Source organism: Nostoc sp. CmiVER01, assembly GCF_034531135.2.
GTDB lineage: Bacteria > Cyanobacteriota > Cyanobacteriia > Cyanobacteriales > Nostocaceae > Nostoc.
In genome coordinates this window covers 218,131-240,322 of record NZ_JAVRBU020000007.1, presented here as the reverse complement: position 1 = coordinate 240,322, position 22,192 = coordinate 218,131, and the positions used below count along the sequence as shown (strand labels likewise).

Genomic DNA, 22,192 nt, shown 5'->3' with positions numbered 1-22,192 from the left:
CTTGCTCTGGTGTTTATCCGGGGACTGTTGCCATAGAATCTGGAATATCACAAAACTCGCAGCGATAAGAGCAACCACTAGAAAACTGCTTGTCAGGAAATAATCATTGATATGCAGCAAATGATAAGCTGGAGTGGGGAAATGTGTTAAAGGCAACTGAGCAGCTAATGTGACAATTTATTGACACAATTAGTTGTAATCGCAACTAGCTTACCGTGATATTTCAGAAGTTTTTAACTGCAAGATAGAAAACTTACCTTGTTCTTTTTTAGAAATTTTACCGGTAAAGTTGGTTAAAAGTTGGTATTGCTGGTACGATTTTACCTAGCATCAATTTTGGAAACAACTTATATCGCACCTTTTCTATGAAAAGAAAACAAATTCTTGGCTTTCTGGGTATAGCAGTTGCAGGCTTGCTCTTGGCAATTGGTTTACCATTGGTTACTCCTTCTCCTGGAATAGCACAATCAAGCACCAGCATAACTGTGTCCGCAGCTTCTAGCTTAAAAGATGCGCTGGAAGAAATTAAGCCTTTGTACCAACGAAGTAAATCAAATATCAACATTAGTTATAACTTTGGGGCTTCTGGTGCTTTGCAGCAACAGATTGAGCAAGGTGCGCCTGCGGATATTTTTATTTCTGCTGGTAAAAAGCAGGTGGATGCCTTAGAACAAAAAGGATTGTTGCTACCAGGTAGCCGTACTAACCTGGCAAATAACAGTCTAGTCTTGATTGTGGCTCAGGATGTTGTTGGTATCAGTAGTTTCTCCAATTTAACAAATAGCAAGATTAAGAAAATTGCGATTGGTGAACCCAGGAGTGTACCGGCAGGGCAATATGGAGAAGAAGTCTTAAAGAATTTGAAACTTTACGATCAGCTTAAATCAAAATTTGTCTTTGGTAACAATGTACGTCAAGTTTTGGCAGCAGTAGAAAGTGGTAATGCTCAAGCGGGCATAGTTTATGCCACTGATGCCAAAACTTCCAACAAGGTAAAAGTCGTAGTCACTGCTGACGAAAAGCTTCACTCACCGATTGTCTATCCAGTGGCAGTAATTAAAAGCAGTAAAAATATTTCTGCCGCTAAACAATTTGTCCAGTTTTTATCTGGCAGTCAAGCTAAAACTGTATTGAGAAAATATGGGTTTATTGTTTGAGTGTCTAATTAGTTGTTTGCAAGTAAGCTGAAAAAACATCTATCAGTAGCTATTCCTCCGTGAGAGAGACAAAGATCCCCGACTTCCTTTGAGAAGTCGGGGATCTTTCTTATTATTCACGGCTGCTATAGTCCTATATATATTAGGACTTACGCACACTCTACGAATTCTCGGTGCTCTTGGCGTCTTGGTGGTTCGATAAATTAAGCTTTTTAGCAATTTTTGCGTAAGTCCTATATATGATACTTATGGCGTAAATCTTCTGATAGAGAGACGGTAACAAGATGAAATTGTATTCTGTTAAGAATGTCATTTTTATAAAGAATTGAAATCAAAAGAATTACTCAATATTATTACCAACAAAAACAGAATGGAGTAAATAGATGAGGTTTGCCCTAAGACGCCGCAAGTTGGGTCAATTGATGATTATTAGCACAGTAGGAGCTACGATCGCTAATTTTGTAGAGAAGGCTGTAGCACAAAATCAAGTAAAAAAAACAACCCCAATGCTGCCAACTTCCACTTCTGAAACTGTGAAGGTGACGCTACAAGTGAACGGAACATCACATAGTTTGCAAATTGAACCGCGTGTTACCTTACTTGATGCACTTCGGGAATACATAGGATTAATTGGTACTAAAAAAGGTTGCGATCATGGCCAGTGTGGTGCTTGCACGGTGCTGGTTGATGGGCAACGGATTAATTCGTGCCTGACATTTGCAATTATGCACACCGACGCAAAAATCACAACTATTGAAGGACTAGAACAAGGAAACAATCTGCACCCGATGCAAGCCGCGTTTCTGTCCCGCGATGCCTTTCAGTGTGGCTACTGCACACCAGGACAGATTTGTTCGGCAGTGGGTTTAGTCAACGAAGGACACGCTAAATCGGATGCCGACATTCGAGAACTGATGAGCGGCAATATCTGCCGTTGTGGGGCTTATCCAAATATCGTGGCTGCTGTCCGCGATGTCTTAGAGGGAAAAAAAGATGCAGCCGTTTAGCTATAAGAAAGCAGGACAAGCAGAAAATGCTGTGGCGTTGGTTACTCCAGATGCTCAAGCTTCGTATATCGCTGGTGGTACTAGCCTCATCGATTTGATGAAGCTGAATGTCCAGACTCCAAGAGAGTTGGTTGACATTAACCCACTCCCACTGAGCAAGATAGAAGTACAGGGTAACGGTGTGCGGATTGGAGCAACGGCAAGCAATAGTGATGTTGCATATAATCCGATCATTCAAGAGCGTTATCCTGTGCTATCAGAGGCGTTGCTGTCTGGGGCATCACCGCAACTGCGAAACATGGCGACAGTGGGCGGAAATTTACTGCAACGTACCCGGTGTTACTACTTCCGCGATACTTCGATGCCCTGTAACAAGCGTGTTCCCGGTTCAGGTTGTGCGGCAATTGAGGGCTACAACCGCATTCATGCGATTCTTGGCGGTAGCGATCGCTGTATTGCCACCCATCCCTCTGATATGGCGGTGGCAATGGTGGCACTCGATGCCGTTGTGCAGACACGCGGGCCAAGGGGAGAGCGGAGTATTCCCCTTGTAGATTTTCATCTTCTACCTGGCGAAACGCCAGAAAGGGAAACAGTTTTAGAGCATGGAGAGTTAATTGTTGCCGTTGATTTACCTGCTTCAACCTTTGGGAAGCGATCGCACTATTTAAAAGTTCGCGATCGCGCTTCCTATGCCTTTGCGATGACATCGGTTGCGGCAGCATTAGATATTCAAAATGGGATTATTCGCTCGGCACGCATTGCCCTTGGCGGCGTGGGAACAAAGCCCTGGCGTGCCACCGAAGCAGAAAAAATACTTTTGAACAAGCCGGCAAACCAGGCAACATTTCAAGCAGCTGCAAACGCTGCGATCGCTGGAGCTAAACCTCAAAAATACAACGGCTTTAAAGTCGAACTGACTAAACGCACAATTGTTAAGGCGCTCTTCGCGGTGGGAGGGATGGCATGAATACAAAGGACACAAATACAGTTGTCGGCAAACCGCTAAATCGAGTTGATGGATACCTAAAAGTAACTGGTGGCGCACGTTACGCGGCTGAGTTTCCCATCGCCAAAATGACTTATGGCGTGACAATTCAAAGCACGATCGCCAAAGGTAAAATAGCCCAAATCGATACCAAGGCGGCGGAAAAAGTACCGGGTGTATTAGCAGTAATTACCCACCTCAACGCGCCCAAAGCCTTTGGAGAAAAGGGCGGTGGTCATAAGGTGCAAGTCCTGCAAGATAACATTGTGCTGTATAGCGGTCAGCATATTGGTGTCGTCGTTGCCGATACCTTTGAACGAGCGATGTATGCTGCCTCACTCGTACAAGTTCGCTATGAGGAAGAGAAACCAACCATTAATATGCGGGAGAATCTCACTAAGGCATACTTACCTAAAGGTAAAATCCCTAGAGAGGAACCACCCGATTTAGCGCATGGCAATGTCAACCAGGGACTAGCGGCGGCGGCTGTCCGCGTCGAGCAAACCTATACCACCCCAGTAGAAAATCACAATCCAATGGAGCCTCATGCTACAACAGCAGTTTGGCAAGGCGATGAACTGCTGCTGTATGACGCAACTCAGGGAATTTTTTCGACTCAAAAAAAAGTTGCGGAGGTATTAGGAATTGAGCCTGAGAAAGTCCGCATTATGTCTTACTTTGTGGGCGGTGGCTTCGGTTGCAAAGGGTCGGCTTGGTCGCATGTACCGCTAGCTGCGATCGCCGCAAAGCAAGTTAATCGCCCAGTAAAATTAGTTCTGGGACGAATACAGATGTATGGGCCTGTGGGCTTTCGACCGGAGACAATTCAACAGGTGGCTCTCGGTGCAACCCGCGATGGCAAATTGACTGCTTTGCGACACTCCGGCACTTCCCAAACTTCAACTTTCGATGAATTTATCGAACCTGTTGGTAAAAGCGCCCGAATGCTTTACGCTAGCCCCCATATCGAAACTAGCCACCGTCTGGTTCAACTCGATCAAGGAACACCAACCTATATGCGGGCCCCAGGCGAAGCTTCTGGTTCCTTTGCCTTAGAATCGGCAATGGATGAACTAGCTTATGCGCTCAATATCGATCCCGTCGAACTGCGTTTGCGTAACTATGCTGAAGTCGATCCTAGTAAAGGACTGCCCTGGTCGAGCAAGTCACTCAGAGAGTGTTACAAATTAGGAGCAGAAAAATTTGGCTGGCAAAAGCGCAATCCTAAGCCTCGTTCAATGCGCGATGGCAACTATTTAATTGGTTGGGGGATGGCAACAGCTACTTATCCTACCAACCGTTCCCCAGCATCAGCGATCGCCCGAATTATGGCAGACGGTACAGCCGTTGTATTAAGCGGTTCCCAAGATATTGGTACGGGAACTTATACTGTCATGACTCAAGTTGCAGCTGAGGCACTTGGTTTACCAGTTAACAAAGTCCGCTTTGAATTAGGCGATACCAAGATGCCAGAAACCCCCGTATCTGGTGGTTCACAAACCGCCGCCAGCGTCAGTTCGGCTGTACATTTAGCCGGAAATCAAGCTCGCAGTCAGCTTTTGCAACTAGCACTTGCCGATCAAAAATCGCCCCTTTATAGTTCAAAGGCTGAGGATGTGATTGCCGAAAATGGCAGCTTTTTCTTAAAAAATAAATCCTCTGCAACCGAAACATATCAGGCAATCTTGGCACGGCATGGAATGGAAATGCTCGAAGCGCGTGCAGATGCCAAGCTGGGAGAAGAACAGAAGAAATTCTCAATGCACTCATTTGGAGCGCAGTTTGCCGAAGTTCGCGTTGAGCCTGATTTAGGTGAAGTGCGAGTAACGCGCTGGGTGGGAACTTTTGGCGCGGGACGCATCCTCAATGCTAAAACAGCCAACAGTCAGCTGATTGGTGGGATTATTTATGGCATTGGCATGGCGCTAATGGAACATACGGTAATAGACCCAAATCTAGGACGCGTTGTCAACCATGATTTAGCTGAGTATCACGTACCAGTGAATGCAGATGTTCCTGATATTCAGGTGTTGTTTGTCGATGAAAACGATCCACATATCAACCCGCTTGGTGTCAAAGGAATTGGTGAAATTGGCATTACCGGCACTGCGGCAGCGATCGCTAATGCTGTCTATCATGCCACAGGTAAGCGCGTCCGCGATTTGCCAATTACATTAGACAAACTGCTGTAGATAATTCATACGCGGCAATAATACCCTGTAGAGACGCGATTCATCGCGTCTTAATTTATCATCATTTATCATCGCGTCTCCAAATACTCAAGACTGATGACCACTCAAGTAAAATTTGGTACTCTTAGCTCGGAATCACTGTATTACGTCCGTGACCGAGATGAGTAGTCCAACAGCCCGCTCCTACGCTTTCTTATCCATTGCAGCAGCAATCATCACTATTGCCTTAAAATTTGGCGCTTACCTGCTAACCGGCTCAGTAGGTTTGCTTTCAGATGCTATTGAATCAATTGTAAATCTCCTAGCAGCATTGGTTGCTCTATGGGCATTGACCTATGCTGATAAACCAGCCGATGCCGAACATGCCTTTGGGCATTCTAAAGCTGAATACTTCTCCAGTGGTGCAGAAGGTGCTTTGATTATAGCGGCAGCCATTAGCATTGCTGTTGAAGCTTGGGGACGCTTGCTGCATCCAGAACCATTAACACAACTGGGATTAGGGTTGGCGCTCTCCCTATTTGCAACCGCAATCAACGGCGTTGTTGCCTTTATTTTGCTACGAGCAGGGCGACGGTTGCGTTCCATTACACTAAGGGCTGATGCTCATCACCTGTTTACCGATGTAGTAACTTCGGGTGGTGTAGTAGTTGGAATCTTACTCGTCAAGCTAACAGGCACTCTCGTCCTCGATCCAATTGTCGCGCTGATAGTAGCAGCAAATATTACTTGGACAGGATTTCGTTTGCTGCGGGAAACCAGTAGCGCCTTACTGGATGCAGCTTTGCCTAAAAAAGAAATTGACGTAATTAAAAGCATCCTTAACGAGTACAAACGTCCAGACATCCAGTTTCATGCCTTGCGAACCCGTACTGCTGGAACCCGTCGCTTTGTTTCCTTTCATGTTCTTGTGCCTGGATCTTGGACAGTGCAACAAGGGCATGATTTATGTGAGGCAATTGAGCTTGCTATTGTTCGAGTGCTGCCTTCAACCCACGTTACAACTCATTTAGAACCTGTAGAAGATCCAGTTTCTTGGGACGATTTGGAGTTGGAGCGTCCGAGCAATCAGCAAATGCAAGATATGAAATAATACCAATTCACAATTTGCAATTCGCAATGGGCTACGCCCCGCTTTGCTGTTTTCATGCCCGCAGGGCTGTACGCAATTAAGAAACTTAGATGCAGTAAGACTTTCGTGATTTATATCTGTTGTCTCTTTTTGGAGAATTGGTATAACTTGCGATCGCTTCTAGCAGGCAGTTACGCCATCGCAACTATCTTTTTACGCGAAGGACGCTTGCGGTCTGATTTTTTCTTCAGTCCCACTGCTTGAGCTTGATCGCTATCTGAGCCATATTGCCCGCGCACAACTTCTTTCATCGCTAATACAGCATTATGAAATTCCCATTCTGCTAATCGAGCAGCATCAGCAGCAGCACGGTATAAAGCTAGTTTCTCGGTTTCGGTTTGTTGAGAAATCAACATTGCCTGATAAACTTCCTGTAATTTTGCAGTTGAGGCATCAGTACGAGTTGTGTTGTAGGTGCTGACGGTTTGTAAACCGTGGAATGAGTCAATATCTTGACTAATGGTTTGAGGGCGCAAACGGTTTGTTGTATTTTGGGGAGGCATACATGCATACTTAGTAAATTATATATTTAATGTACCCATTATAACAAAAAAAATATCAGTAAGATGAAATTTTTAGATAGGGCAAGGTTAGAAAGGATAGTTTCAGATAACAGACCGATGTATTGGCATAACAGACTGATGTATTGGCATAACAGACCGATGTATTAACATAACAGGTCGATGTATTGGCATAACAGACCGATGCAATTACAAAACTGTAAGACGACACTAAAAACCATGAGGAGCATTAAAATTTCTAACACTCCAAAGCTGAAGTGTAACTAGTGGGAATACAATCAAAAAACTTATACAGTTTTGTTAGTAGAGACTGCACTAGAAAATAGCGGAGGTTAAAGCAATGGATGAGCGCGATCGCTACTTACGAATCGCTCTGGTTCTTGTTGGCATAGCTTTTCTACTTATCTATCCGCTAACTCAGGTATGGGCATCAGGCTGGTTATGGCAACCAGGTCAGCACGAATACGAACAGATGATCATTGGTGTTTATGCAACACTTGGTGTCTTTTTACTGTTAGCTTCAAGGCAACCAGAAGCTCACCTCAGTTTAATCTGGTTCACCGTAATATCAAGTGCAGTCCACGGGCTGATCATGGCGGTACATGCAGTAATTGACCCTGTTGAACAGGGACACTTGTTTGGTGATGTTCCAGCATTGTTCTTGGTAGCAATTGTCCTTGGCTTCTTAGCGCCCCGCAAAGTGGTATCAAGTACATGAACGAGCGTAAAATGTCTGTGTATTTCCCACAATTGAATAGATAAGCATCTGCCGACCTATCTAAATAAGAATTACAGGGTTGCTGATTGAACTATTCAACTCTTAAAAATTGGTATGCAGTTAGTTCAGCTAATAGAAGAAGCATGACTACAAAACAGCCGTTAATACTTGACGCTGCCAGCGACGAATTCATTTCAAAAATTGGTTCAAGTGCGCCTGTTCTTGCTAGTCAAAAAGGATTCTGGAATGGAGTCAGAGTTAGTTATTACGAATACCACAATGCTGTTGAAACTCCTGAGCATTGTTTCTCACAGCATTTGATCACAATTCATCTCAATCACGCCGTCGCGATCAAAGAGCAATTACTGAATGGTTATCTACGATGCGCGAGCTTCAGGAACGGCGATATTTGTTTAACTCCTGCAACTGCTCCTGTATCAGTCCGTTTACAGAATGCAAGCGAGTGGATTGCTCTACACCTTGAACCCAAGTTTATCGAGCAGATCGCGGCGGAAGTGGTCGATCCGGATCGACTTGAGATTGTACCCCAATTCAAGTTAAATGACCCGTTAATTTATCAAATTGGGATTGCTCTAAAAGTAAATCTTGAATCTGAGAATGCCTGCGATCGCCTCTACACCGAGTCAATGGCAACCGCACTTTCTGCTCATTTACTACGGCACTACTCAACCCAAAAGCCCAAAATTGCAAGCTATTCTGATGGATTATCACAAGCTCGATTACGACAAGTGACTGAATATATTCACCAGCATTCGACGCAGAATCCTAGCCTGATGAGCATGGCTGAAATGGTGCAGATCAGTCCTTATTACTTTAGCCGTTTGTTTAAACAATCGACTGGGTTAACACCACACCAGTATTTGCTCAAATGCCGCACAAAAGAGGCAAAACGGCTACTCAAGACTACAAATCTCTCGATAGCTAACATTGCAATTCAAGTAGGCTTTGTCGATCAAAGTCACCTTAACCGCCACTTCAAGCGCCATTTTGGTGTTTCACCCAGCCAGTTCCGCGCTTAGAGCAAGAATGTACTGTCAAAAAGCAAGATTATCCAAGACAGTCAGGCTTCATTTTTCCTACGATTTCTAAAGATTGGTCAATCAAGGAATAAAAATTAAGCTTTTTTCACCATAAATTACAACTAATTGAAATAAAGGATTTATACATGAACGCACAAAACAAGCCACAAGCTTTTCAAGTTAATAGTGCCGAAGGTCGCGCTTACTGGGGTATGGGCATTCTCTGGATTATGCTGGCAACTGCTGAAGATACGGATGGACAGTATTCTTGTATAGAACAGTTGGTGCCGCACGGCCCAGCAGCAGGGCCTCATATCCATGAGGCGGCAGATGAAACCTTCTACATTATGGAAGGCGAAGCCACCTTCTTTGTCGAAGACCAGCCGATTAAAGCAACTGCTGGATCGTTTGTGTCAATTCCACGGGGTACAAAGCACGCTTTTCAAATTGATTCTGAAACGGCTCGACTACTCAACACCTATGTACCCGCAGGTTTTGAGTACACGATTATAGCAACGACTGTACCCGCCCAAGCGCGCACATTGCCTCCTGCTTCAATACCTTTTCCCAATCAAGAACAAGCTAATCAAGCGCTTGAGCAAGTCATCCAGCAGTATCCTGCGGCTAAAACCAAATTCTTACAAGGTTTTGCAAGCTAAATTATCGGACACCGGACGATCTAAGTTTGGCTGTTCAAGTTAAAGTTCTCTTTTTGCAACTTCAATCCCTGATCTGACAAGGGAAGCGTCGCGTCTAACGAGAAAAACTGGCTGAAGAGATTGTTAAGATCAATTTCCAGGCTAGTCACGTTGTCTATTGAGCTGAGTTGTGGCTATTACAGGTAAACGAGTTAATAAAGCCGAATTTGTAGACATGTGCAGGTAAACCAATATCTTGGTAAAGGAAATCTATGATGCTCAAAGACAAAGTTGCGCTAGTCACAGGAGCAACATCAGGAATTGGCAAAGCCACGGCACTTGCGCTCGGTATTGCCGGAGCAAAGGTGGTCTTCTCAGGACGACGTGAGGCAGAGGGTAGAGCCACCGAAGCTGAACTTCGTGATGCTGGCATTGACTGTTTGTTTGTCCGATCGGATGTCTCAAACGAAGCCGAGGTTCAAACCTTGGTGCAAACCACCGTCGAGAAGTTTGGAAAGCTTGACTGTGCCTTTAACAATGCCGGGATCGATCCCTCAGTTAAACCGCTGCATGAACAATCGATCGAAGAGTTTGACAAGCTGATGTCAATTAATGTACGGGGTGTCTTTCTATGCATGAAGTACGAGATTGACCAGATGTTGAGTCAAGGCGCAGGTGTGATTGTCAACAACTCCTCAATGGGAGGTTTGATTGCGTTTCCAGGCATTTCTCCCTACATTGCGAGTAAACATGCCGTCATGGGGCTGACTCGATCAGCAGCACTGGACTATGCCAAACAGGGCATTCGGATCAACGCAGTCAATCCTGGCTTGATTGTGACGGCTATGATGGATCGTCTCGACCCAACCACCACTCGATCGCCTGACGCAGCGCCGACTGTGCCAATGGGACGCATGGGAACACCGGAAGAGATTGCTCAAACCGTGGTGTTTCTCTGTTCTGATGCTGCTAGCTACATCACCGGACAACCGTTGGTTATCGATGGCGGATACACAGCGACCTGATCGAGATCAACAGATTTTTACGATGCATCGGGTATTGGTAGTCGGAGTAAAACTTACTTTACTATTTGGCAATAGACATGAAATACCGAGATAAAACAGTCCTCGTTTTCGGTGCGACAGGACAACAAGGCGGATCTGTGGCAAATGCCTTCGCCACCTCGTCTATAGTTCGGCAAATGCTGCGGGAGCGACCAAAACTGGAATGGGGCATTTTGATACCAAAAGTGAGATCGAGGAGTATATTCGCGGTCTGAATATCGTCAGCACTATCATCCATCCGAGCGCGTTCATGGAAATCCTGACGCTACCTGGCATGGGTCTCGAAAAAGGCGAGTTTGCCTTCTTTATGAAACTCGATCGACCGATGCAATTCATCGCAGTGGAGGACAAAAATGCTTTCTTTGGCGGTCTAGCTAGGCTGGTCGATCTGGGGCGATTAGCTGGCAATGCCGATATCGCGTTGCTGCGATCGCAATTTCCTGGGTTGCTGACGATGGATAAGTGGCTTGCGGGAGCTGGTAAACTCGTGCTACTGGCTGCCTTCAATCTGAGGGCGGCGAAGTCGCACTGCGGTGAAATTGGTAGGCGATCGCTATATCAGCTTTAACAGGCTCGATTTACTAGCCTACACTTCAACATGAATGTTAACGAAGTAATTTCCAATCGCTGCTGTCAAAATTATCACAGAACAACAATGAAAGCTATTGCGATCCAAAACGGTTTCGGCATCCACCATCTCGAATCGATTGAAGTGCCTAAGCCGCAACCTGCTACTAATGAAGTCCTGGTCAAAATCCAAGCCGTTTCACTCAACTACGTCGATTTGATGGTAGTCACTGGCAAGCTGAATCCTAACCTACCCCTGCCATTTATACCAGGGGCGGATGGGGCAGGCACCGTTGAACAAGTGGGCAATGATGTGACTGCTTTCAAACCTGGCGATGCAGTAGTCACGACCTTCATTCCCAAATGGACTAGCGGCGAACCGACCAAGCAAGCCGTAGACTATGCGACACGCCAAGGGGTCGGCTCTCCCGGACAATTAAGCGAATATAAAGTCTTTAAGGTAGATCGATTGACAAAGGCTCCTGCCAATCTCTCGGCTTTAGAAGCGTGTACTTTACCCGTGGCTGGGTTGACTGCTTGGAACGCGCTGCACTATGCCAGTGTCACAGCAGGCGAGACGGTATTACTACACGGCACGGGCGGTGTTTCGATTTTTGCCCTTCAGTTTGCCAAAGCACTCGGTGCCCATGTCATTATTACATCGAGCAGTGATACTAAACTCCGACGAGCCAAAGATTTAGGAGCCGACTATCTCATTAATTACCACACTACACCTAACTGGGAAGAAACAGTGCTCTCATTCACTGATGGCGTTGGTGTTGACGCAGTGCTCGAAACCGTCGGCGGCAAAAATCTCGTCCGATCGCTCAACGTATTGCGAACGGGCGGAAGCATCTCGATTATGGGTCTACTTGGCGGTTCGGAAATGACGATCAATGCGCTGTCCCTGATGGAACGACATGCGACGATTCGCGGCATGGAAGTTGGCAATACGTAGGATTTTCAGGACATGAATCAGGCGATCAAACAGCACGACATTCATCCAGTCATTGATCGCACTTTTACTTTCGACGAGGTAAGAGCGGCATTTACCGACCTGGAGCAAGGGAAACATTTCGGCAAAATCGCGATCAAGATTTAACTCAATTCAAACCTTAACTAATTACAAAGTGAAACCTTGATTATCACCCCTAATCTCAACGGCAAGCGTGGCATCGAACTACTTCAAGACCCTTCCTTAAATAAATCTACAGCCTTAACGGAAGCAGAAAAACAAGCGTTGGGATTGGTGGGATTAGTCTTCGATGTTATCGAATTAGAAGATATCTAATTGCGGCAGGTGATGCAACAACTCGGACACAAAGGCACCGATCTCGCTTTGCTGCGATCGCAATTTCCTGAGTTGCTGACGATGAATGAGTGGCTCGCAAGAACTGGCAGGCGATCGCTAATGTGCAGTTGCTTTTTAGGTAGCGAATCCGCCTCATTAAGAAACAGATTTTGTAAACTTCACAAAAAAATCATGACGACAAAATTGACGGTTCTAGTCGCTGGTGCTACTGGGATGCTGGGTTCTAAGATTGTTTCGGCTCTACTTGACAAAGGCGATGTGAATGTGCGGGTAATGGTGCGTTCAGTTAACGACAGCAATCTAGAAAATCGTAAAAAGATCGACGCAATGAAAGCCTTGGGCGCAACGATAGTCGAAGGCAACGTGATGCAACCTGAAACCCTACTGCCAGCGTGTGCAGGGGTTGATGTTGTCGTCTCTGCGATCGGCAATAATGAAGTAACCGTGCCAGGACAGAAAAACCTGATTGATGCGGCAAAACAGCAGGGCGTGAAGCGGTTCATTCCCTCCGATTACTCGGTAGACTATCGCAAGCTGGACTATGGCGACAATGATAACCTGGATATGCGGAAGGAAGTGTTTGAGTATCTCCAGCAAAGCGGTTTGGAATATACCTTAGTTCTCAACGGGGTATTTATGGAATTTATCACCTATATGCCACTGTTTGACTTAGAACATCAGATATTTCAATACTGGGGCGATGGTGAAACGCCGCTCGATCTTACCACTACTGATGATACCGCCAAGTATGTGGCTGAAGCGGTGAGCGATCCAGGCTTGGCAAACACGGCATTGGAAGTCGCAGGTGACACTCTAACCGCGAAGCAGTTGAAAGCCACTTATGAAGAGGCAACGGGCAGCAAATTAACCGAAAAATCATTGGGCAGTATTGCCGAGATGAAAGCTTGGATTGCTAATAAAAAAGCGTCAGCCAATTCACTTGAAGAGTACGTTTACGACCAGTATATGTACGCGATGGTATCGGGTAAAGGCAAACTTGATCGGATTGTGAGCGATCGCTATCCCCACATTAAACCTAAGACGGTTAAGCAATTTCTGAGCAAAGAAAATTCCTAAAACGGCAGCTTTAGTGGAAAAAGTGATGGTGTCTTTGTGTCTTGCTTGCGAGTGAGTTCGTTACGAAGCATAAAACAGAGCAGCCAAATGAGAGTTTTGACAATGCATCGACTTGCATTGTGAATGCATCTTGCGGACTATGTTTCAAAACACACCTTAGCTAGAGTTTCTGTGCCAGATTGCCGTGATACTATACGGCTCATTCCTGTTGTTGCTTGTAGGAGATAATTATGGAAATTAGTAGACGCAGCTTGCTAAAAACTGCATCTGCTTCGGGATTGGTGGCAGCAGGACTTGCAGTTTCGGAAGGATTTTTGCAACCGACTCTCGCCGAAACAAAACCTGTTGATGAAAATACTCAACTGCTAGCCCAAACACCCCCTTCAACTCGACGCGGCGGAATGTTGTATCGCAATCTCGGACGCACCAAAGAACAAGTATCTGTGATTGGCTTGGGAGGGTATCACATTGGAAAAATTGAAGAAGAACAAGAAAGTATCAAGTTGATCCGCAGTGCCATCGATCGCGGCATCAACTTTATGGATAACTCTTGGGACTATCACAACGGACGAAGCCACCGTTGGATGGGAAATGCTCTCAAGAATGGTTATCGCCAAAAGGTCTTCTTAATGACAAAAATCGATGGTCGCACCAAAGCTGCTGCCAAAATGCAGATTGATGAATCGCTCAAAGATTTACAAGTCGATCACATTGATTTATTGCAGCATCATGAAATACTGCGCTTTGAAGACCCCGATCGCGTCTTTGCTCCTGGCGGCGCAATGGAAGCAGTGGTAGAGGCGCAGAAAGCAGGCAAAATTCGCTATATCGGTTTTACAGGACATAAGAATCCCCAGATTCACCTCCAGATGCTAGAAACTGCTGCACAAAATAATTTCCGCTTCGACACTGTGCAGATGCCATTAAATGTTATGGATGCCCATTTTAGAAGTTTTGAAAATCAGGTACTACCTGTGTTGGTAAAAAACAATATTGGTGTCCTGGGAATGAAATCAATTGGAGAGTCTTACATTCTCAGAAGCAACACGGTTAGTGCGATCGAATGCCTGCACTACGCAATGAATTTGCCTACCTCAGTTGTAATTACAGGCATTGATAGCATGAGAATTTTAGACCAAGCCTTCGAGGCAGTCCGCACCTTTGAGCCAATGGATCGCGCACGAGTGGCAGCACTGTTAGCGCGTACCCGTGAGGCAGCAACTAAAGGGCAGTACGAACGATATAAGACCACAACCCAAAATGATAGTACAGCGATGAATCCAGCTTGGCTGGGATAAATATTAATGCAATCAAATGAATGAACTAAAAGCAATTTTAGAAAGCTTCGAGTCAAGTAAAAAAATTGGTAAAATCACTTTCCTTGCTACTGTAGTCAAAACTCAAGGTTCAACCTATCGCCGACCAGGTGCCAAAATGTTGATGACAAATACAGGTGAGATGATTGGAACAATCAGTGCTGGTTGTTTGGAGAATGACGTATTTGAGCATACTCAACAGCGAATGTCAGATGGCGAACCAATTGTTGTTACTTACGATAACACCGCCTCTGAAGATATTCTTTGGGGCTTTGGTCTGGGATGCAATGGAATAGTGCAAGTTCTCATCGAACGTCTTGAGAGAGAAAACACGCCGAATGCGATCGCTTTTACACAAGAGTGCTTTAATAAAAAACATTTGGGTATTATTGCTACAGTTTTTGCATTTGAAGGCGCAGTAAAAGTCAAACTTGGGTCGCGCTTACTGCTATATCCAAATGGTAAAATTATCACCGACATCAAAGATGCAAATTTAATTCAATCTCTGCTTGCAGATAGTCAAGCAGCTTTTGTTCATCAAAAGTCAAAGGTAAATAACTATCATTTACCTTTAGGTAGTGTAGAAGTTTTCATCGAAGTCATCCAACCACCGACACCTTTAGTAATATTTGGTGCAGGTTACGATGCTGTACCTGTAGCACAGTTTGCTCAATCATTAGGTTGGGACGTTACTGTAGTAGATTGTCGAGCTAATGAAGCAACTAAAGCACGATTTACTATGCCTTGTGATGTGATTCTGACTCGACGAGAAACTCTACAAAAACAGATATTTATAGATGCCTACACGGTTGCTGTGGTCATGACGCATAATTACCTTGACGACCTGGAAATTTTAAAAATGTTGCTGCTATCTCCTGCACGCTACATAGGAGTTTTAGGCCCAAAGCCGCGTACTGAAAGATTACTTGAAGATTTACGTTCGCAAGGAATAGTTTATACTACTGAACAATTAAAAAGATTGCATGGCCCTATTGGAATTGACATCGGAGCGGATACACCTGAAGGAATAGCGATCGCCATTATTGCTGAAATTCAAGCAGTGCTAACAAATCGCACTGGCAGTTTTTTAAAAAATCGCAATCAACCAATTCATCAATCCTATGAAAGCAATTCAAACTTGCTACTTACCACATAGTTTTTATAAGAAGAATTCAGAACTCAGGAGTCAGCATTCAGTATTAATTCTGTACGAGTGGGTGACGAATATTGGTTAAAACCTCGCCCGAAGTTAAGCGAAAAAAATTAAAATATTCTTGCCTTAGAACTCTATCCCTTTATGGGTAGAGTATTCTGAATTCTGAATTCTGTATTCTGACTCCTGGTTTATCTGTTATGGTATTTAACACTGAGCAAATAGACAATGAGAAATCAACTATAGCCATTATGATTCTTGCTGCTGGTGCATCTACTCGGATGGGTACACCTAAACAACTATTGCTTTACCAAGGACGTAGTTTTTTGCAATACATTACAGAAATGGCGATCGCTTCAGTTTGTCAACCTATAGTAGTAGTACTTGGAGCAAATGCAGAACAGATTTATCCCCAAATTAAGCAACTTCCCGTTACAGTAGTTAAAAACTTGGATTGGGCTTATGGAATGAGTGCTTCAATCAAAAGCGGTATTGAATTGTTAAATAATCTTCCTCAAAAAATAGAAGCAGTAGTTATTACACTTTGCGACCAGCCATTTGTTTCTCACCAAATTATTAATCAACTTGTTGATGCATATTATTCCACAAAAAAACCGATTATAGCTTGTGAATATGCAGGAACATTAGGTGTACCTGCTCTATTTAGTCAGATATTTTTTTTAGAACTTGCCGCTTTGAAAGAAAATTCAGGAGCAAAAAGAGTTATTAATAAAAACCTTAATGAAGTATTTTCCATTCCGTTTCCACTAGGGGATATCGATATTGATACACCAAAGGATTACGAACAATTGATATCAATTACCAAAGCACAGAATTAACTTATTCTACTGCGATGATGTCCCCGGCTTATCGCCAGTTTAAGAATTCAGAAGCAAAGCCGTAGACTTTTTCGTTAGCTTTGCTCATACCAATCGTAATACTCGCCAAAGGCGAGAAGCAAGCTAGGCAATGGGCTTCTTTATGGAGACGCTGCGCGAACGTAGCGGGGCGATCGCGCAGTGTCTTGTAGAGAAGAGAGCAATTAAACCAATTCGCAATTCGCAATTTGAAACTAATTGTCTAAGAAGCTGTAGATTGTAATTTTTCTAATCGTGCCAGCACTTCTGAACTATGAATGTTTGGGTTGACTTTGACGAAAGTCTCGCGCAATATGCCTTGAGGGTCGATGATAAAACTGTGCCGCATAGATAAAAAGCCCAGCCACGAACCGTAAGCTTTACTCACTGAACCATCAGTGTCAGCCAACAGAGGAAATTTTAGCCCCTCTGAATCACAAAATTCGGCGTGAGAATCAATATCATCAGCACTTACACCAATAATCTGAGCATTTTTTTTGACGTATTGGGGTAAATCTTGCTGAAAACGGCGAGCCTCTATAGTACAACCAGAGGTGAAGTCTTTGGGATAAAAGTAGAGAACTAGCCACTTACCGCGCAAGTCAGAGAGAGAAATTTTGCCATTACCTGTATTGGTTGGCAAAGTAAACTCTGGTGCGGGTTGATTAATTGCAGGAAGTTTACCACCAAGAGCGTCAGCAGCAGGGGTAAAATTCAGCCAGCTGATGAGAGAAATACAACTGGCAAATAATATGCTTAAAAAAGTGCGGCGGGAAATCATGGTGAAAACCAGAATTACAACTTTACACAAGTTTACAATTCTTCGTTGCTGCTAATCTCACTTTAAATCAGATTCGGTTGGGGTATCTGTGCTTTCGATGTATTGGCTATCTAAGAGAAAGGCTCCCCTAGTAAAGCGAATACCCCAATATCCACCAGGTCTGCGGTCAATGACTATACCCTCTTCGCCAAGGTGAATTACGTCGGGTGGGCGCAGCATGGGCATAGGTTCAGCAGTTTTTACGTAAGGCGGTAGTGCCACAACCCGCACTTTACTACCAATTGCAAATTCTTTAGACATTTTAATCAAGCTAGGAGTTTTGAATTAACTCATAACTCATAACTAGCTTAAAAGTCTACTAAATGGGGCATTGGGAATTGGGCATGGGAATAAATAGGGAAAGGGAAAGGGGAAAAATTTCATCCCCTTTCCGCGTCTTCTGCAAGAAGTCTATTAATTTTTGACTATGAAAAATAATGCTTAGGCATTAGTCAAGTTAGCTATTTTTTGAAAAATTATTATTGAGGATTGCCTTGTTGACGGCGCGAAGGAGCATTTTGACGGAATTGCTCTAATTTTTGGCGCTGTTCGGCGGTCAAGACTGCTTGAATCTGTTGTTTTTCAGACTCCCGGATTTGTCGGAGTTGGGTTTTTTGTACTTCACTCAGATTTAAGTCAGCATAACCACCCTTTCCTCGACGTTGACCTGGTTGGCGTTGACCTGTTTGCCCCTGAGCCTTACGCGCTTGCCATTCAGCTCGACGTGCTTGTTTTGCTGCGTCTAACTTGGCCTTTTGTTCTGGGGTGAAAACAGCCTCCATTTTGGTGCGGCTATCACGACGAATTGCCTGAATTTGGGTTTTTTGAGTATCTGTTAGACCCAATTCTTTCCAAGGGCCCCTTTCTTTCTGCGGAGTTTGTGCAAGTAACACGGGTGAAGGAGAGGCTGTTTGGGCGTTAACAGCAAAGGAGGTTGCACTTAAAGTTAGAGCGATCGCTCCAGCGACTAGCGATAATGCTTTTAGTTTCATTGCTTGTTTTGTAGGTTTTTCCTGGTTGGATGCCACTATCATAAGAATTTCTCTTTAGTAATCACATGAGGAGAAAGTCATGGTTTTACCCATGACTTTAGTCATGATTGAATTTAGACAAACATAATTGATAATAAAGAGTTAGTAGCTATAAATAATAATTTTTTTGATTATGATGAATTTATAAATCTTTGTTTAGTTTATTACATAATGTTCTTATACTCTACATTCACTCTTAATTTTTCAAAAAGCGAAAATTTTAAATGACGGATGCTATCGTTAAAACAATCTATAATCCTAACTTTTAACTCTTAAATTTTAACTACTAAATCCTAACTTTTAACTCATTTATGACTGGAGAAACGTGGCTAATGAATCCTCCAATTCAAATTAAGAAACATCCTTTTCCGTCTCTACTTTATCTAGAGTGGACATTACTGGCGATCACCGCATTGACAGCCTTTATACCACCTCCGTTAAAGCATTTTCGTCCTAAGCCTCCAGAAATCTCAATTTGTGGTGCATTTCCAGACTTGTCAGTTTGTAGCATATTACCAGAACTATCAATTTATAGTCTGATTATTTTTGCAGCGATGGGTTTAAGATTACCCAGAAATAACCAGAAGAATAAAGTAATCTACACAACTATTGAAATTCTGTTAATTTTAATAATTGGACTTTTTGGAGAAAGATTTGCTCGATTATTTCCGTTTCTTTACATAATTTTAGTGACTCGAAGTTGTTTAATTTTTCAGTTAATTGGGCGTTTATTCGTTACAGGTTTATCATTTTCCTTATTTTTACTTACTACACAACTAAAATATCAATTATTCAATTTTCAAACATCGCCACAAGCACAAGAGCGATATCGATTTTTGATTTTGAATTCGTCGCTGGTATTTGGCTTAAGTTTAGTTTTTGTGTTGTTAATGATGAATGCAGTATTGTCTGAACGGCAAAGTCGAGAAAAGCTAGCGATCGCTAATGAAAAACTGCGCCAATATGCCATGCAAATTGAAAATCAAGCTACCTTAGAAGAACGCAACCGCATTGCTCGTGAAATTCATGATTCTTTGGGACATTCTCTAACTGCTTTAAATCTGCAATTAGAAACTGCTTTAAAACTATGGCAAGCTAACCCAGGTAAGGCTGAAACATTTCTAGCAACAGCAAAAGAATTAGGTTCAAAAGCCCTAAAAGATGTCCGCGAATCTGTTTCTACTATGCGCTTGAATCCCTTACAAGAACAATCTTTAGAACGGGCGATCGCTAGTCTTTCAGAAAATTTTCATCGCTCAAATGGTATTTTACCAATTTATCAAATTAACCTGCAACATCCTCTACCACCTGAAATAAACACGGCTATTTACCGAATTACTCAAGAATCTTTGACAAATATATCTAAATATGCTTATGCCACAGAGGTTAAACTGGAACTGGCTACGAATAGAGGCAATTTGCGATTGATAATTCAAGATAATGGTAGAGGTTTTGATTTAGGACAAAATACTACAGGTTTTGGACTTCATAGTATGCGCGATCGCACTTTAGCACTTGGAGGTGAGTTTAATATTAATAGCACTCCTGGTTCTGGTTGCAAAGTTACAGTTAATATTCCCTTAATGAGGTTGACATAATGATTAAAGTGCTGTTGGTAGATGACCAAGGTTTAATTCGTCAAGGATTAAGAGCGTTATTAGAATTAGAACCAGATTTAGACATAGTAGGAGAAGCAGAAAACGGGCAACAGGCGATTAATTTAGTTGCTGAATTTCAGCCCGATGTAGTATTGCTAGATATCAGAATGCCCATTATGGATGGAGTTGCAGCTACGCGAGAAATTCAAAAACGCTTTGGCAAAACTAAAATTTTAGTACTGACGACTTTTGATGATGATGAATATGTATCAGCAGCGTTGCAAAATGGGGCAATGGGTTATCTATTGAAAGATACACCCTCAGAAGAATTAGCTGTTGCTATTCGTGCCGTTTATAAAGGATATACTCAATTAGGCCCAGGTATAGTTAAAAAGCTGTTAACTCAGTTTTCTAATGGTACACCAACCCAATCACCCCCTGTACCGTCTACTTTAGCTGAACTCACTCCGAGAGAAAAGGAGGTTTTGCGGCTAATAGCTACAGGCGCTAGTAACCGAGAAATTGCTCAGGAACTCTACATTTCTGAGGGGACAGTAAAAAATCATGTTACGAATATTTTAAACAGATTAAATTTGCGCGATCGCACTCAAGCTGCGATTTGGGCAAATACTTATTTATCTTATTTGAATGAATCAAGTTAAATATTTCCTAATTCATCACACTTATTTAAATAAATCCAAACATTCATTTTTTAAAACGTCTTTTGTGAGCTTGATGTCTCTAAATGACTTAGCGATCACTTCTCCGCAAGATATATTAACTTGTGATTGATTTAGGGTAATCAAATCTTGAATTGAAGCACCATATACGATTTCTGATAAACCACTCCAAACACAAGCAGTTGCACACATGGGACAGGGTTCACCAGTTGTATATATGCTATAACCTTCTAAAGAAGGGTTTTTAAGTTTAGCTGTTAAACTACGAATAACGTTAATTTCCGCATGGGCTGATGGATCGTTGTCTCTATTAACGGTGTTATGAGCTACAGCAACGACTTCGTTATCTTTAACAATCACAGCACCATAAGGCGCATCTCCTTTTTTTGCTTCTGCCAAAGCTAAACGCATAAAATATTCTGGGTTCATATAAGCTGAGGTTAACATAAGGATAATGATTAATAATATCGTATTTCTAATGCTATAAATGGGAATTAAGATTATTAATGATCGAATATGTTACTGAGCAGACAAGAAACAGAATTCTACTTAAAAGACCTAGAAACACCAATAGGTAAAGCGATTAATTTAACACTTGCCGTTATGGTGTTAATATCATCGGGGATTTTTGTAGCAGAGACTTATAATATTCCTGATTCTGTACGGTTTCAGTTGCATTTAGTCGATTGTGCGATCGTTATCATCTTTGCGGTGGAATATTCGCTTCGTCTCTGGAGTTCTGAAAATAAGATTAAGTATATTTTTAGCTTTTATTCAATTATTGACTTAATAGCAATTTTGCCTTTCTTTCTAGGAATGGTAGATATTAGCTTTATCCGCTTACTGCGATGGTTTCGGATTTTACGATTAATCAGATTGATAGATAGGAAATTTTTATTCGCCACTATCAGCACCGAAGATGGAGTGATCTTTGCGCGAATATTATTTACATTATTTACAATTGTTTTTATTTATTCTGGCTTAATTTATCAAGTAGAGCATCCGGTTAATCCTCAAAATTATGGTACGTTTTTAGATGCTTTTTATTTCTCTGTTGTCACAATGACAACTGTAGGGTTTGGCGATGTTATTCCAATTTCGGGATTAGGGCGCTTGCTAACAGTCCTGATGATTTTTACGGGAATTGCGCTGATTCCTTGGCAAGTGGGAGATTTAATTAAGCAAGTTGTGAAAACTGCTAATCAGGTAGAAACAGCTTGTTCAGGTTGTGGTTTGGCTTTTCATGATGTAGATGCTGGTTTTTGTAAAAGGTGCGGGACTAAGTTACCTAGTCGTAGGGGTGATTCAGAGAGTTAAGTTGTGGCAC

General features: G+C 42.9%; 24 protein-coding genes and 2 pseudogenes. 20 read left to right on the top strand and 6 right to left on the bottom strand.

The window, feature by feature from the left end:
* Positions 1–365 precede the first annotated feature (365 nt).
* From modA to RMZ43_RS13800, 5 genes are all read left to right on the top strand, one after another.
* On the top strand, positions 366–1,157 hold the full coding sequence (gene modA / locus RMZ43_RS13820) for a molybdate ABC transporter substrate-binding protein (RefSeq protein WP_322647950.1): 792 nt from the start codon (positions 366–368) through the stop codon (positions 1,155–1,157).
* 383 nt (positions 1,158–1,540) lie between these two features.
* Positions 1,541–2,164: a (2Fe-2S)-binding protein gene (locus RMZ43_RS13815; RefSeq protein ID WP_322647951.1), complete on the top strand. Its 624-nt coding sequence runs from the start codon at positions 1,541–1,543 to the stop codon at positions 2,162–2,164.
* Positions 2,151–3,134, top strand: a complete 984-nt coding sequence (locus RMZ43_RS13810; protein ID WP_322654812.1) for an FAD binding domain-containing protein — start codon at positions 2,151–2,153, stop codon at positions 3,132–3,134. The genes RMZ43_RS13815 and RMZ43_RS13810 overlap by 14 nt, the downstream gene beginning before the upstream one ends.
* Positions 3,131–5,344: a xanthine dehydrogenase family protein molybdopterin-binding subunit gene (locus RMZ43_RS13805; protein ID WP_322654813.1), complete on the top strand. Its 2,214-nt coding sequence runs from the start codon at positions 3,131–3,133 to the stop codon at positions 5,342–5,344. The genes RMZ43_RS13810 and RMZ43_RS13805 overlap by 4 nt, the downstream gene beginning before the upstream one ends.
* A gap of 160 nt (positions 5,345–5,504) precedes the next feature.
* A complete protein-coding gene (locus tag RMZ43_RS13800) occupies positions 5,505–6,434 on the top strand; it encodes a cation diffusion facilitator family transporter (RefSeq protein WP_322654814.1) in 930 nt (309 codons plus the stop codon).
* Positions 6,435–6,604: 170 nt separating this feature from the next.
* On the opposite strand, the gene RMZ43_RS13795 is transcribed toward RMZ43_RS13800, so the two are convergent.
* Positions 6,605–6,976 carry a hypothetical protein gene (locus RMZ43_RS13795; protein WP_322654815.1) on the bottom strand — a complete coding sequence of 124 codons (372 nt, stop codon included), beginning with the start codon at positions 6,974–6,976 and terminating at the stop codon, positions 6,605–6,607.
* Between the two features lie 358 nt (positions 6,977–7,334).
* Here RMZ43_RS13795 and RMZ43_RS13790 point away from each other — a divergent pair, with 358 nt between their 5' ends.
* The 3 genes from RMZ43_RS13790 to RMZ43_RS13780 all read left to right on the top strand — a co-directional run bounded on the left by RMZ43_RS13790 (position 7,335) and on the right by RMZ43_RS13780 (position 9,411).
* Positions 7,335–7,712, top strand: coding sequence for a DUF6632 domain-containing protein (locus tag RMZ43_RS13790; RefSeq protein WP_322647956.1), 378 nt, complete (start codon positions 7,335–7,337; stop codon positions 7,710–7,712).
* 143 nt (positions 7,713–7,855) lie between these two features.
* A complete protein-coding gene (locus RMZ43_RS13785; RefSeq protein ID WP_322654816.1) occupies positions 7,856–8,752 on the top strand; it encodes an AraC family transcriptional regulator in 897 nt (298 codons plus the stop codon).
* A gap of 146 nt (positions 8,753–8,898) precedes the next feature.
* Positions 8,899–9,411 carry a quercetin 2,3-dioxygenase gene (locus tag RMZ43_RS13780; RefSeq protein ID WP_322647958.1) on the top strand — a complete coding sequence of 171 codons (513 nt, stop codon included), beginning with the start codon at positions 8,899–8,901 and terminating at the stop codon, positions 9,409–9,411.
* A gap of 154 nt (positions 9,412–9,565) precedes the next feature.
* On the opposite strand, the gene RMZ43_RS13775 is transcribed toward RMZ43_RS13780, so the two are convergent.
* Complete coding sequence (locus RMZ43_RS13775; RefSeq protein ID WP_322648113.1) at positions 9,566–9,823, bottom strand: hypothetical protein; 258 nt, start codon at positions 9,821–9,823, stop codon at positions 9,566–9,568.
* On the opposite strand from RMZ43_RS13775, the gene RMZ43_RS13770 reads away from it, so the two are divergent.
* The 9 genes and pseudogenes from RMZ43_RS13770 to RMZ43_RS13730 all read left to right on the top strand — a co-directional run bounded on the left by RMZ43_RS13770 (position 9,711) and on the right by RMZ43_RS13730 (position 16,718).
* On the top strand, positions 9,711–10,415 hold the full coding sequence (locus RMZ43_RS13770; RefSeq protein WP_322648105.1) for an SDR family oxidoreductase: 705 nt from the start codon (positions 9,711–9,713) through the stop codon (positions 10,413–10,415). The two genes, RMZ43_RS13775 and RMZ43_RS13770, sit on opposite strands and share 113 nt — an antisense overlap.
* A 133-nt stretch (positions 10,416–10,548) precedes the next feature.
* A pseudogene (locus RMZ43_RS13765) lies at positions 10,549–10,707 on the top strand (NmrA family NAD(P)-binding protein); the annotation flags it as partial.
* A 21-nt stretch (positions 10,708–10,728) separates the two neighbouring features.
* Positions 10,729–11,022, top strand: a complete 294-nt coding sequence (locus RMZ43_RS13760) for a hypothetical protein (protein WP_322654817.1) — start codon at positions 10,729–10,731, stop codon at positions 11,020–11,022.
* A 30-nt stretch (positions 11,023–11,052) separates the two neighbouring features.
* Positions 11,053–12,123 (top strand): annotated as a pseudogene (locus RMZ43_RS13755) (zinc-dependent alcohol dehydrogenase family protein).
* A gap of 36 nt (positions 12,124–12,159) precedes the next feature.
* Positions 12,160–12,312, top strand: a complete 153-nt coding sequence (locus RMZ43_RS13750) for a hypothetical protein (RefSeq protein WP_322647961.1) — start codon at positions 12,160–12,162, stop codon at positions 12,310–12,312.
* Positions 12,313–12,321: 9 nt separating this feature from the next.
* Positions 12,322–13,410: an aromatic alcohol reductase gene (locus RMZ43_RS13745; RefSeq protein ID WP_322654947.1), complete on the top strand. Its 1,089-nt coding sequence runs from the start codon at positions 12,322–12,324 to the stop codon at positions 13,408–13,410.
* A 230-nt stretch (positions 13,411–13,640) separates the two neighbouring features.
* Entirely contained in the window at positions 13,641–14,708 is a 1,068-nt protein-coding gene (locus RMZ43_RS13740) for an aldo/keto reductase (protein ID WP_322654818.1), read from the top strand.
* Between the two features lie 16 nt (positions 14,709–14,724).
* Positions 14,725–15,882, top strand: coding sequence for an XdhC family protein (locus tag RMZ43_RS13735; RefSeq protein WP_322654819.1), 1,158 nt, complete (start codon positions 14,725–14,727; stop codon positions 15,880–15,882).
* A gap of 197 nt (positions 15,883–16,079) precedes the next feature.
* Entirely contained in the window at positions 16,080–16,718 is a 639-nt protein-coding gene (locus RMZ43_RS13730; RefSeq protein WP_322654820.1) for a nucleotidyltransferase family protein, read from the top strand.
* A gap of 241 nt (positions 16,719–16,959) precedes the next feature.
* Here the strand turns inward: RMZ43_RS13730 and RMZ43_RS13725 are convergent, their stop codons facing one another.
* From RMZ43_RS13725 to RMZ43_RS13715, 3 genes are all read right to left on the bottom strand, one after another.
* On the bottom strand, positions 16,960–17,517 hold the full coding sequence (locus tag RMZ43_RS13725) for a peroxiredoxin (RefSeq protein WP_322647968.1): 558 nt from the start codon (positions 17,515–17,517) through the stop codon (positions 16,960–16,962).
* Positions 17,518–17,574: 57 nt separating this feature from the next.
* Positions 17,575–17,817, bottom strand: a complete 243-nt coding sequence (gene sipA / locus RMZ43_RS13720) for a regulatory protein SipA (RefSeq protein WP_322647969.1) — start codon at positions 17,815–17,817, stop codon at positions 17,575–17,577.
* Positions 17,818–18,035: 218 nt separating this feature from the next.
* Positions 18,036–18,548, bottom strand: coding sequence for a Spy/CpxP family protein refolding chaperone (locus RMZ43_RS13715; protein ID WP_322648106.1), 513 nt, complete (start codon positions 18,546–18,548; stop codon positions 18,036–18,038).
* 371 nt (positions 18,549–18,919) lie between these two features.
* Here RMZ43_RS13715 and RMZ43_RS13710 point away from each other — a divergent pair, with 371 nt between their 5' ends.
* Positions 18,920–20,185 carry a sensor histidine kinase gene (locus RMZ43_RS13710; protein ID WP_322654821.1) on the top strand — a complete coding sequence of 422 codons (1,266 nt, stop codon included), beginning with the start codon at positions 18,920–18,922 and terminating at the stop codon, positions 20,183–20,185.
* A complete protein-coding gene (locus tag RMZ43_RS13705; protein WP_322647971.1) occupies positions 20,185–20,847 on the top strand; it encodes a response regulator transcription factor in 663 nt (220 codons plus the stop codon). The genes RMZ43_RS13710 and RMZ43_RS13705 overlap by 1 nt, the downstream gene beginning before the upstream one ends.
* A gap of 21 nt (positions 20,848–20,868) precedes the next feature.
* On the opposite strand, the gene RMZ43_RS13700 is transcribed toward RMZ43_RS13705, so the two are convergent.
* Positions 20,869–21,294 carry a nucleoside deaminase gene (locus RMZ43_RS13700; RefSeq protein ID WP_322654822.1) on the bottom strand — a complete coding sequence of 142 codons (426 nt, stop codon included), beginning with the start codon at positions 21,292–21,294 and terminating at the stop codon, positions 20,869–20,871.
* A gap of 87 nt (positions 21,295–21,381) precedes the next feature.
* On the opposite strand from RMZ43_RS13700, the gene RMZ43_RS13695 reads away from it, so the two are divergent.
* Positions 21,382–22,182, top strand: a complete 801-nt coding sequence (locus RMZ43_RS13695) for an ion transporter (protein ID WP_322654823.1) — start codon at positions 21,382–21,384, stop codon at positions 22,180–22,182.
* Positions 22,183–22,192 lie beyond the last annotated feature (10 nt).

What these genes read in the sequence shown, in the direction of transcription:
- modA (WP_322647950.1), top strand. Translation starts at nt 366, where the DNA reads ATGAAAAGAAAACAAATTCTTGGCTTTCTGGGTATAGCAGTTGCAGGC.
- RMZ43_RS13815 (WP_322647951.1), top strand. Translation starts at nt 1,541, where the DNA reads ATGAGGTTTGCCCTAAGACGCCGCAAGTTGGGTCAATTGATGATTATT.
- RMZ43_RS13810 (WP_322654812.1), top strand. Translation starts at nt 2,151, where the DNA reads ATGCAGCCGTTTAGCTATAAGAAAGCAGGACAAGCAGAAAATGCTGTG.
- RMZ43_RS13805 (WP_322654813.1), top strand. Translation starts at nt 3,131, where the DNA reads ATGAATACAAAGGACACAAATACAGTTGTCGGCAAACCGCTAAATCGA.
- RMZ43_RS13800 (WP_322654814.1), top strand. Translation starts at nt 5,505, where the DNA reads ATGAGTAGTCCAACAGCCCGCTCCTACGCTTTCTTATCCATTGCAGCA.
- RMZ43_RS13795 (WP_322654815.1), bottom strand. Translation starts at nt 6,976, where the DNA reads ATGCCTCCCCAAAATACAACAAACCGTTTGCGCCCTCAAACCATTAGT.
- RMZ43_RS13790 (WP_322647956.1), top strand. Translation starts at nt 7,335, where the DNA reads ATGGATGAGCGCGATCGCTACTTACGAATCGCTCTGGTTCTTGTTGGC.
- RMZ43_RS13785 (WP_322654816.1), top strand. Translation starts at nt 7,856, where the DNA reads ATGACTACAAAACAGCCGTTAATACTTGACGCTGCCAGCGACGAATTC.
- RMZ43_RS13780 (WP_322647958.1), top strand. Translation starts at nt 8,899, where the DNA reads ATGAACGCACAAAACAAGCCACAAGCTTTTCAAGTTAATAGTGCCGAA.
- RMZ43_RS13775 (WP_322648113.1), bottom strand. Translation starts at nt 9,823, where the DNA reads ATGCCAGCATCACGAAGTTCAGCTTCGGTGGCTCTACCCTCTGCCTCA.
- RMZ43_RS13760 (WP_322654817.1), top strand. Translation starts at nt 10,729, where the DNA reads ATGGGTCTCGAAAAAGGCGAGTTTGCCTTCTTTATGAAACTCGATCGA.
- RMZ43_RS13740 (WP_322654818.1), top strand. Translation starts at nt 13,641, where the DNA reads ATGGAAATTAGTAGACGCAGCTTGCTAAAAACTGCATCTGCTTCGGGA.
- RMZ43_RS13735 (WP_322654819.1), top strand. Translation starts at nt 14,725, where the DNA reads ATGAATGAACTAAAAGCAATTTTAGAAAGCTTCGAGTCAAGTAAAAAA.
- RMZ43_RS13730 (WP_322654820.1), top strand. Translation starts at nt 16,080, where the DNA reads ATGGTATTTAACACTGAGCAAATAGACAATGAGAAATCAACTATAGCC.
- RMZ43_RS13725 (WP_322647968.1), bottom strand. Translation starts at nt 17,517, where the DNA reads ATGATTTCCCGCCGCACTTTTTTAAGCATATTATTTGCCAGTTGTATT.
- sipA (WP_322647969.1), bottom strand. Translation starts at nt 17,817, where the DNA reads ATGTCTAAAGAATTTGCAATTGGTAGTAAAGTGCGGGTTGTGGCACTA.
- RMZ43_RS13715 (WP_322648106.1), bottom strand. Translation starts at nt 18,548, where the DNA reads ATGAAACTAAAAGCATTATCGCTAGTCGCTGGAGCGATCGCTCTAACT.
- RMZ43_RS13710 (WP_322654821.1), top strand. Translation starts at nt 18,920, where the DNA reads ATGAATCCTCCAATTCAAATTAAGAAACATCCTTTTCCGTCTCTACTT.
- RMZ43_RS13705 (WP_322647971.1), top strand. Translation starts at nt 20,185, where the DNA reads ATGATTAAAGTGCTGTTGGTAGATGACCAAGGTTTAATTCGTCAAGGA.
- RMZ43_RS13700 (WP_322654822.1), bottom strand. Translation starts at nt 21,294, where the DNA reads ATGAACCCAGAATATTTTATGCGTTTAGCTTTGGCAGAAGCAAAAAAA.
- RMZ43_RS13695 (WP_322654823.1), top strand. Translation starts at nt 21,382, where the DNA reads ATGTTACTGAGCAGACAAGAAACAGAATTCTACTTAAAAGACCTAGAA.